This is a genomic window from Fibrobacter sp. HC4 (genome assembly GCF_023373925.1).
In the GTDB taxonomy this organism is placed as follows: domain Bacteria; phylum Fibrobacterota; class Fibrobacteria; order Fibrobacterales; family Fibrobacteraceae; genus Fibrobacter.
In genome coordinates, this window is record NZ_JALCZV010000016.1 from 90,568 (window position 1) to 98,872 (window position 8,305).

At 47.2% G+C, this 8,305-nt stretch carries 6 protein-coding genes; 4 read left to right on the top strand and 2 right to left on the bottom strand.

Annotated elements, in window-relative coordinates:
* Window positions 1-57 precede the first annotated feature (57 nt).
* From sppA to MMG03_RS11310, 3 genes are read left to right on the top strand one after another with little or no spacing between them, the layout of a single operon-like run.
* Entirely contained in the window at window positions 58-2,385 is a 2,328-nt protein-coding gene (sppA, locus tag MMG03_RS11300; RefSeq protein WP_249506307.1) for a signal peptide peptidase SppA, read from the top strand.
* A complete protein-coding gene (locus MMG03_RS11305; protein WP_088666216.1) occupies window positions 2,385-3,557 on the top strand; it encodes a hemolysin family protein in 1,173 nt (390 codons plus the stop codon). Before sppA ends, MMG03_RS11305 begins: the two co-directional genes overlap by 1 nt.
* A 4-nt stretch (window positions 3,558-3,561) precedes the next feature.
* On the top strand, window positions 3,562-4,746 hold the full coding sequence (locus MMG03_RS11310; RefSeq protein ID WP_249506308.1) for an acyltransferase: 1,185 nt from the start codon (window positions 3,562-3,564) through the stop codon (window positions 4,744-4,746).
* Here the strand turns inward: MMG03_RS11310 and MMG03_RS11315 are convergent.
* On the bottom strand, window positions 4,727-5,875 hold the full coding sequence (locus MMG03_RS11315) for a polysaccharide deacetylase family protein (RefSeq protein ID WP_176421914.1): 1,149 nt from the start codon (window positions 5,873-5,875) through the stop codon (window positions 4,727-4,729). The genes MMG03_RS11310 and MMG03_RS11315 overlap by 20 nt on opposite strands.
* 138 nt (window positions 5,876-6,013) lie before the next feature.
* Complete coding sequence (locus tag MMG03_RS11320; RefSeq protein ID WP_249506309.1) at window positions 6,014-7,255, bottom strand: polysaccharide deacetylase family protein; 1,242 nt, start codon at window positions 7,253-7,255, stop codon at window positions 6,014-6,016.
* A gap of 166 nt (window positions 7,256-7,421) precedes the next feature.
* Here MMG03_RS11320 and MMG03_RS11325 point away from each other — a divergent pair, with 166 nt between their 5' ends.
* A complete protein-coding gene (locus tag MMG03_RS11325) occupies window positions 7,422-8,294 on the top strand; it encodes a patatin-like phospholipase family protein (RefSeq protein ID WP_073233302.1) in 873 nt (290 codons plus the stop codon).
* The last annotated feature ends 11 nt before the right edge of the window (window positions 8,295-8,305 follow it).

An 8,305-nucleotide genomic window follows, 5' to 3' on the forward strand; every position in this document is an offset into this window, starting at 1 on the left:
GCAAATTTAGAAAAAAACATATTCGTGAATTTTTTATGTTATATAGTGATGGCGTTTATGAAGAATGGATTTGACTATTTGAAAAGCACCCGATTGATTGCGGTGTTTATTGTTTTTTTTGTTTCGATGGCCTTCGCCTATATTCCTGGCGAGTCGGGTTTTGTATCCCTGGAAAATGAACATGGAATCTGGGGGAACCCTGCGGGGGTGCCTGCTTTTGATTCCAAGGGCGGCTTGGTTTCCTACGATTTTGACAATGGAATTACCAATATTCGTGCCGGCGGTAATTTGGATCATTGGGCTGCTGGTTTTGATTATGTGCAGGGGCCCGATGGGCTTGATGAATCACGTTGGAGTCTAACTCACGGTTCTGACTGGTTGAACCGCTACCTGTTTTTGGGAACACGCATTACGGCCTTCCGCAGTTCTGAATTCCGTGGGACGGAGTGGAGTTATGCGCCTGGTGTCCTGATTCGCCCTTTCCGCAGTCTCTCTCTTGGCTATTCCTGTGATAATCTGCTTTTTATCGGTCCGGAATCCCAGAAGAGAATTCATAATCTTGGAGCGACCCTTCGTCTGGGGTATTTTTTCAGCCTTAGCTATGACGTTGAAAATTTCGAGAATCATCGTCTCTTGTTAGAACTGGAATCTTATGGTTTCCGCTGGGGACTTAAGCTACCCATTTATGGGGATGACGGGTATCGACTGAGTTTTTCGATGCCTATCGGGGGTTACAACAATTTCGCCTTGCATGTGTATGACGATTTGTTGCCCAAGGGCGGCACCTGGGGATTTCATTCTGCCCGCAATCCTCGTTCAAGTTTGAGTGCCCAAATTATTCGTGTACCCCTGGATATGGAAGTGTCTGAACGGGAGGATGAATTTGCATTTTTCCGCAAGAGTTCCATTAGTATCTGGAAGGTCCGCAATCTTTTTGAACATATGTTCCGCGATCCTTCTAGTGGTCTTGTCATTCTTGACTTTTCGGGCTATAAGGGAAACATCGGAGTGTCCGATGAAATCAACCGTTGTGTGATGAAGCATCGTGCTCGCGGGGGCAAGGTGGTTGCCTATCTTGATGATATTCGTCCATCTGTCCTTTTGGCAGCTTCCAATGCAGATCGTATTGTGGTGGAGCCTTCGGCTCATCTGAATTGGCGTGGCCTGGGCGGAAATATCTTATTCTATAAAGGTCTGTTTGACAAGCTTGGTGTAAAAGTTGAATTCCTGCGTCATGGTAAATTCAAGTCTGCCGTAGAACCTTATATTGCCGATTCCATGTCTGTGGAGGCCCGTTCCAATATGGATTCCCTGTATAGGGATTTGTGGAAAACTCTTGAGTTGATTATTGCTAATCGTAAAATCGCCAAGACCATGTCGATCGATTCTGCAGTGGCCTATCTAGATACGCTTGCTACAAAGCCTATGGTTACGGCGAAGGCTGCACAGAAGGCTGGGCTTGTGGATACCATGCTGTATATTGACCAGGTTCCCGCCTATGCAATCAAGAGCTTCTTTGGGGTTGACGCTCCATGGGCTGGATACCGCACATGGCGTCCTACAGACAAGAAGATTTTCAATGAAAGTTGGACTCCCCGCACAAAGTTTGCTGTTCTGAATATTGATGGGTCCATTGATAATCGCATGGAACGATCTGTTTCGGAATCTCTTCGCAAGTTGCCTGGATCTGGTGCAGAAGCGTTGATTGTCCGCATTTCGTCTCCTGGCGGAAGCGCTATTGCCTCTGATAAGATTTGGGCGGCACTTCGCCATGTAAGCGAAAGGGGAATTCCTGTGGTGGCTAGCATTGGTCATATGGGTGCTTCTGGCGGTTATTATATTGCCTGTGGTGCAGACCTTATTGTGGCAGAACCCATGGCCATCGTGGGTAGCATCGGTATTTATGGCGGCAAGGTTGACGCCTCGGGACTCATGAGTAAGTTGGGACTTCGTGCAGAATCGGTGAAAACTCACGATTATGCGGATGCCGAGACTTTTGTCCGTCCGTGGACCGATGTGGAAAGGTCGGCTCTCCAGGAATACATGGATGATTTCTATGACCGCTTTACTGGCGTGGTTTCGAGGGCGACTGGTATTCCCCAGGCTACGGTAGATTCCAGTTATGGTGGCGGACGTGTTATGTTGGGCTTGAAGGCTGTTGCTGCGGGGCTTGTTCATAAGCTGGGCGGTATCGATGATGCCATCGCTGCGGCAAAGGATCTTGCTGGAGTAAGTAAGTCTACGGATGTGGATTTGATGATTCTTGATTCTGACAAGGCTTATACTTTGCCGATGCCTAGTTCTAAGGCTTTTGTGAATTTCATTACTGAAATGAATCAGACTCAGTTGTGGGCCATTGAACCCAATTTGTGGGAGATGGAATAATGTTAGGTATTGTCATAACAGTTCTTCTGTGTCTTGGGGCGTCTGCGTTCTGTTCTGTGACGGAAGCGTCTTTTTATAGCGTTCCTCCTGCTACCATAGAACTTCTGCAAAAACAGAAGAAGTTTACGGCCCGCTATATGTCCCATGTAAAGGATAATATTGACCGTTATATTGCGTCGGTTCTTGTGGTGAATACGGTTGCCAATACTGTTGGTGCTTCCTTGGCGACGGCCTTGGCTGTAAGGAATTTGCCTCCTGCAGGTCAGGTGGCCTTACCTATTGTGCTGACCATCCTGATTCTTCTTTTTGGTGAAATTACGCCTAAGACTCTCGGCGTGAAACAGGCCAAAATTGTAGCCCCCCTAGTTGCAGTTCCGTTCTACTACATTACGAAGATTCTTTCCTGGACTGGACTAATCTGGCTCTGTCTGACTTTGACGAAACATTGGACTCGAGAATCCGAGGAAAAGAAGGATGTGAGCATCGAGGATATAAACAGCCTTGTTAGCCTTGGCCTGCGTGAAGACGTGATTGACCGTCAGCAGTCCCTGGTGATCAAGAATATTCTTGCGCTGAAATCGGTTCCCGTGCGTAAGGTGATGACACCGCGCCAGGTGGTGTTCTCGCTGGATGCCAATAAGACTTTGGGTGAATCCCTGGACGAACGCGGAAACTGGCCGTTCTCCCGAATTCCCCTTTACGAAAAGAATAAGGACAATTGGATTGGAACGATTTTGAGGCGCGATGCCTACAACAAGTTGGCTGACGGTCATCGAGATATTAAGTTGCGTCAGTTGATGCGTCCCCTTCAGCTGATTCCTGATTCCTTGACTCTGGATAAGTTGCTGCTCCGTTTTTTGAAACAGCGTGGACATATTGTCGGCGTTGTGGATGAATGGGGCGCCATTGCGGGGGTCGTTAGTCTCGAAGATGTTCTTGAAGAAATTCTTGGCCGAGAAATCGTGGATGAATATGATGAGTCGGTGGACCTTCAGGAGTCCGCCCGTAAGCGTTCCAAGGCTTTGGCCAGTATGCGTGAACAGCGTCGTGCTGTAACCCGTACTACGGCGGCGTTGGCCCGCGAAAGTGTGGTGACTCGCGAAAACGTCGCTGTTCCCCGCCCGCAAAATTCAACTTCAAACGAAAATTCCGCTGACACTCAACAGCAGTAAGATTATGACCGATTCCGTAACGAATTCCTCTGCAAAGACTGCGCCTAAGAAAAATTACTTTCCCGCTTTGGATGGCCTTCGCCTGTTGGCTAGCGTGAACATTGTGCTGCTTCACTTGGCCAGTTCCAATGCCCTTGGCTACTTGGCTGACTATAAATGGCTGATGCCTATTCTTAGCGCTCCTGCGTTTGCTGCTGGTATTTTCTATGTGCTGGCAGGTTTCCTTTTTGCAAGTAAGTTTAGCGATCCCGACCGTCGCATTCCTGTTATCCCCTTTATGTTCGGTCGCATTTCAAAACTGTACCGCCTTCACTTCTTTATGACCTTGCTCATGTTCGTGGCCATGATCGTGAAGTTTAGCGGATACACCCATTTGCCGGGCTTGAGTGAAGTTTCAGATTGTGTGAGCAAGGGTCTTGCCAATATGACGCATCCCTGGCGCAGCTTGATTTTGCACTTGACTTTGACATGGTCCATTGTTCCCGATCTGGGCATGAAACTGAATGAACCTTCCTGGTCCCTTACCAGCTTCTTCATCTGTTATGCCATTACGCCCTGGTTTAGCCGTTGGCTGTTCAAGCAGAATAATCGTACTCTCTGGATTCTTTTTGGCACGCTGTTTATTCCGGGAATTTTGTGGGCCATTTTCTTTGGCTTTAGCGGAAATCTTTGGTTTGATGGCTACGGCGCCAAATACCGTTTCTTCCACATTTTTGCTCCGGTCCGAATTTTCGAATACCTTTTCGGCATGGTCCTTTTCAGATTGTACAATGAAGGTTGCTTTGACTACCTGAAAAAGAATTTTGTCAGTGGCATAGCCCAGTTTGTGGTACTTGCCGCCATTTACGGAAGCCTATTTATCATGAGTCCCAAGGCCAATCCTGGTTGGAACTATTTTGCACACCATTCCGTTCCGGTGATGCTGTACGGATTGTTCCTGGTGTCGCTTTTGTGCGGCAAGGGCTTTATGGCCAGGCTTTTCACTGTCGGAATTGTACGCAAAGTGGGCAAGGCTTCTTTCTATCCTTACCTGATTCACCTGCCGATTATGACCATTGCCTGGGGCATGTGCAACTTGAATCAGCCGGCGAATACCGTCAAGTTTATGCTGTTCGTCTATACCGTCAGCACGTTATATAGCGAATTCAAGACCTGGCGCCATAAGAAGGCTAAGGAAAAAGGAAAGTAGGCGTGGAATTTTTCGGGCGATTTCGTGTGTTGAGTCGCTTACCGTTCAAATCAAAAATGCCGCTGTGATTGCCATCGGTTTTGCGTTTTGTGCTAATGGTGGATTTCAGTTTAGATGTTCCCGCCGACTTTTTAATAGTCAGACTTAAATCGCAGAATTCAATGGTGTAGATCCCGTTTTCGTCGGGCTGAATTTCATTGTTGTTCTGTTCGATAACGATATTGTCATCGGCAGTAAAACCGGATTCCTTCAGGAATTCTTCGTTCAATTTTACCTTGAGAGGAATGCTCTTGGGCATATGCGGGTGGGGCATTTCCCAACTGATCTTGTACTCCTTATCGTTTGCGGTACCTTCTGCCTTATCCATTATAAAATGTGCTTTATGGTAGGCGCCTACCGTGCTAAATGGGGCTACCCACAAGTCATTCTTTAGGGCGCGTTGAAAGGCTTTCTTTATGGCTTCGGGGGTGATGCTCATACCGCCTTCATCTGATACGCCGTGGTTCAACAGAACTAGCCAGGAACCTCCCTTTACCTGAACGTCCCACGGATTTGCATTTGAAAAATCGCCAATGAATGCGGCTGTATCTAACGCTTCTAGAAGTTCTGTGTCCGCCGTTTCCGAAGAATTCCAGACTCGGGAGGCCATGCCTAACCATTCCGGTTCTACATCCCAGTCGTTTCGCCCATGCCAGCCGCAGTCGCGGTTAATAAAATGATGCTGGTTGATTTCGCCAGATACTTTTTCGTTGTTGGCGCAGAAGGGTGTGGCGTGGGAAGTGATGTTGATTTCGGCTCCGTTTTCGGCCATGACTTTTTCGATTTCCGTAGCGAAATCAGTAATTTCCGATTTTAGCTTGGCGTCATCTTGATCGGGGAGTTGCAAATGGTTGTCGGTATGGTTGCCGATTTCGTTGCCCATGTTGGCCAGTTTGGCGAAACCTGCACCGTTTTGCCTAAGGCTGTTTCCGCCCATGTTTGAAAGGAAAAAGGTCACCCTGACGTCTGGCATTTCTTCCAGGATTGGAGTCAGGTTCTTCACCTGATTTTCCATGGCGTCATCAAAGGTGAAACTGGCGGCGCCGACATGGCCGTTCCAGGGAACTGTAGTGAGAGGGGGCACGGCCATACTAAAACTCGTTAATCCTAAAGTGGCGATGAGTGTTCTCACCGCCGATTTCGCTAAACTCTTTTTTGCCATAAGTCAAATCCAAAACGTTTCTTCAAAATTAATTTAAAAGTTTTGGATTGGAGGTGCTGTTGTTCTCTAGTGGATGACCTTTTTTACCTTGGCGGCGAATCCAGGAGTTTTTGAGATGATGATGTAGGGGCCCTTGGGCATAAAATCGGGGACTTTGAATTCGGTAATATTACCAAGGCGTCTTCCCTTTGCATCCAGGAGGGTGTACGTTGTGTTTTCGGAGAAGGGATCGTCTTGTGTTCTAAGGTCGGAACGAACCATGTAGGGCTTGGTGTCGGGAGTCTTGGAGGAGCCGTAGATGGTTGCCTTTAAAGAAGTGAATTCAAGAATGAAAATTCCGTCTTCATCGGGGTAGATTCTTTTACCATCCTGTTCGATGTAGATGCTCGCATTGTTGCCGAAATTTTCTCTGACGAAAGTTTCGTTTATGACGACCTTGAGAGGAATGCTTTTGGGCATAATCTTGTGGGGCATTTCCCATGTGACGGTAAGATTGTTTCCATCGGCAACGGCCTTGGCGGTATCCAGGGTAAAGTGGGCGCGGTAGTAGGCCCCGACTGTGCTAAAGGGGGCAACCCACATATTGTTTTTTACGGCACGTTGAATGAATTCCTTCATCAGATCCTGGGTGATATAACCTTCTCCAAGATCGGCGATTCCATGATTGAGAAGAACCAGCCAGGAAGGGACCATGGCTGAAGCATCGATAGAGTTGAGGAAATCTTCTTCGGCGTTGGGGGTGGTGTACCAAACCTTGGAATCCACATTGCTCCAGTTGGGTTCCACATTCCAGTCGTGTTTACCCGGTCCGCCTGCACTGCGATTGATGAAATGGCGGTCATCAATGACGCTAGAAACAATGTCGTTGTTTTGACTGTAGGGGAGTGCGTGGGATGTGACACTCACTTCAGCTCCATAAGAGCCCATGATTTGCTCCAGATCCCTGGCAAAATCGATAATTTCTGATTTCAGGGAGGATTCTGTAATGGAGGTGAGGTCGAAATGGTTGTTGGTATGGTTGCCGATTTCATGCCCCTGTTTTGCAAGTTCAGCGTATGTGGGGCCAAAGTAGTCAAGCAGGTTCATACCCATATTAGTAAGGAAGAAAGTCACCTTGACTTCGGGCATATCCTCGAGAATCTGGGAAAGAGGCTTTGCCTGGTAGAATCCGTCATCGAAGGTAAAGCTGGCCGCGCCAGAATAGCCATTCCAGGGGACTGTTACGAAGGGGCTTTTGACGGAAGCTGCTGAAGCAAGCCCGCAGATTACGGAAATCCCTAAAAATGCTTTTTTGATGATCCTGTTCATAATTTTCTTCCATTCCTAGGGAATAAAATACGATCTCAGGATGTTTTTTTCAAAAAAATTTCATTTCCAATATTACAAGATGTAAGGAAATTGTCATATTGTATGGATTCTGTTGATACTGTGTATTAACAAATGTTATAAATGGCCCGCTATGAGAAGAGATAAATTGGCTATATCTATTAATGGTGGTGGTGCGCTGGGCATTGGCCCGGTTGCGCTGATGTGTGAAATTGAAAAGAAGCTTGGGGAAGGCTGGATTTCTAAGAATGCTGCCGCTTTTGGTGGTACCTCTACCGGCGCTATCGTAGCGGCTTGCCTCGATGAGGGAATGTCTGCAGAAAAGATCCGTAAGTTCTACCGCGATAACTTGAAGGATATTTTCAAGAAATATTCCTTGTGGGAACGCATTAAGGATCTTAAAAAGCCGACTTATAATCATGCACGCTTGAAAGAACTTCTAATGGACTGCATGAAGGGTAAGTGCAGCGATTGGGAAAAACCGATTTTCATTCCCACAACTCGACTCAATGGTAAAAAGTCTGTAGAAAAGGTTTGGGACAGAGGCGATGCCGATGTGGATAAGTGGTTCGCGGTTCTTTCGTCCACTTGTGCTCCTACCTACTTTGACGTTGAAAAACTTGGCGATACTTGGTATGCCGACGGTGGCATGTGGGCAAATTCTCCCATTGCGGTTTTGAATGCAGGCTTGAAGAGAGCTGGTTTCCGCGACGATTACCGTATCCTTACCTTTGATACTGACATGGATATGATGGTTCGCGTTGAAGACAACCAGACCTTGCTTGGCTGGGGTAGCTACGTGCTTAATGAATGGGTTGCCCGTTCTGGCAAGAGTAGCGATTACGAAGTGATGGCTGACATTGGCCGCGAAAATGTCCATGTGCTTTCGCCGTCTGCAAATGGTAAAAAATACAAGTTGGACGATGTTGCCGATGACAAGCTGGATGAACTTGAAAAAATCTGGCGTGGTTATTTCACGGAACATGAAGAACAAATCATATCCTTCTTGCAAAACACCTAGAGATGACGGCA

Bases quoted from the DNA above. Each gene is read 5' to 3' on its own strand.
- sppA (WP_249506307.1), top strand. From the start codon at position 58: ATGAAGAATGGATTTGACTATTTGAAAAGCACCCGATTGATTGCGGTG.
- MMG03_RS11305 (WP_088666216.1), top strand. From the start codon at position 2,385: ATGTTAGGTATTGTCATAACAGTTCTTCTGTGTCTTGGGGCGTCTGCG.
- MMG03_RS11310 (WP_249506308.1), top strand. From the start codon at position 3,562: ATGACCGATTCCGTAACGAATTCCTCTGCAAAGACTGCGCCTAAGAAA.
- MMG03_RS11315 (WP_176421914.1), bottom strand. From the start codon at position 5,875: ATGGCCGTGCCCCCTCTCACTACAGTTCCCTGGAACGGCCATGTCGGC.
- MMG03_RS11320 (WP_249506309.1), bottom strand. From the start codon at position 7,255: ATGAACAGGATCATCAAAAAAGCATTTTTAGGGATTTCCGTAATCTGC.